General features: G+C 76.9%; 2 protein-coding genes. One reads left to right on the top strand and one right to left on the bottom strand.

All coding sequences use genetic code 11. The features are described 5' to 3' along the window. On the top strand, nucleotides 1-269 hold a 269-nt coding region (locus tag D7231_RS36040; protein WP_147449943.1), incomplete at its 5' end, for a tetratricopeptide repeat protein. Nucleotides 270-294: 25 nt separating this feature from the next. On the opposite strand, the gene D7231_RS36035 is transcribed toward D7231_RS36040, so the two are convergent. Beyond that, a partial coding sequence (locus D7231_RS36035; RefSeq protein WP_147449942.1) for an outer membrane protein assembly factor BamB family protein occupies nucleotides 295-1,005 on the bottom strand: 711 nt, incomplete at its 5' end.

The raw sequence follows: 1,005 nt of genomic DNA, 5'->3' as shown, positions 1-1,005 counted from the left end.
GCCTGGGCCGCCCGGACGAGGCCATCGCCTACTACGAGCAGGCGCTGGTGTGGCGGGCGGGCAAGGAGCGCGTCACCGAGGCCGCCACCCGCACGCGCCTGGCCGAGGCCCAGCGCGACGCCCACCGCCCCGAGGACGCCCGCCGCACCCTCCGCCAGGCCCTGGCCCTCCTGGAGGAGATCACTCACCCGGACGCGGCCCGCGTCCGGGACCTGCTGCGCGCCTTACCGGCGGGGCCGGCGGAGGAGACGGTGGACGAGGCTTCCTGAGCGCGGCGGCCCTGCGACCCCGACGCTACTGCGAGGACTGGCGCGTGCCCCGGGCCGCGTCGAGGGCGTAGACGCAGTGGTCCTTGCTGCAGGCGAAGATCATGCCGTTCGCGGCGGCGGGGGTGCCGGTGATCGCGCCGCCGGTCTCCAGCTTCCAGCTCAGGCGGCCGCTGACCGCGTCCAGCGTGTAGAGGCAGTGGTCCTCGGAGCCGAAGTGCAGGCGGCCGTCCGAGACCACGGGCGCGCCGACGATCGCGCCGCCCACGGCGTACCGCCAGCGCGGGGTGCCGCTGACGGCGTCCAGCGTGTACATCGCGACGCCGCTGCCCAGGTGCACCAGGCCGTCGGCCACCACGACGGGCTCCGCCGACTGCCGGGCCTCCGTGGCGATGCCCCACCGGTCCGCGCCGGTGGCGAGGTCGAGGGCGTAGACCATGCCGCGGTAGTCCGTGAAGTAGACCCCGGCGGCGGAGGAGCCGGCCGGCTGGTACGCCGCGGGACACAGGATCGCGGCCGGCCCGTCGAAGCGCCACCGCTCCCCGCCGGTGGCGGCGTCCAGCGCCAGCACCCGCGAGCCCGCGCACACCAGCAGCAGCCCGTCGTCGGTCGGCGTCACCCGCACGGGCAGCCCGCCGGTGGCGGCCGTGTCCCCGACCGGGCAGCGCCACAGCGGGGAGCCGGTGCGCGCCTCCAGGGCCGAGAGCATGCCCTCGCCCCAGACGTAGACCACGCCGCC

It is taken from the genome of Streptomyces klenkii (assembly GCF_003626645.1).
In the GTDB taxonomy this organism is placed as follows: domain Bacteria; phylum Actinomycetota; class Actinomycetes; order Streptomycetales; family Streptomycetaceae; genus Streptomyces; species Streptomyces klenkii.
This window is presented reverse-complemented; position numbering and strand designations above follow the sequence as displayed.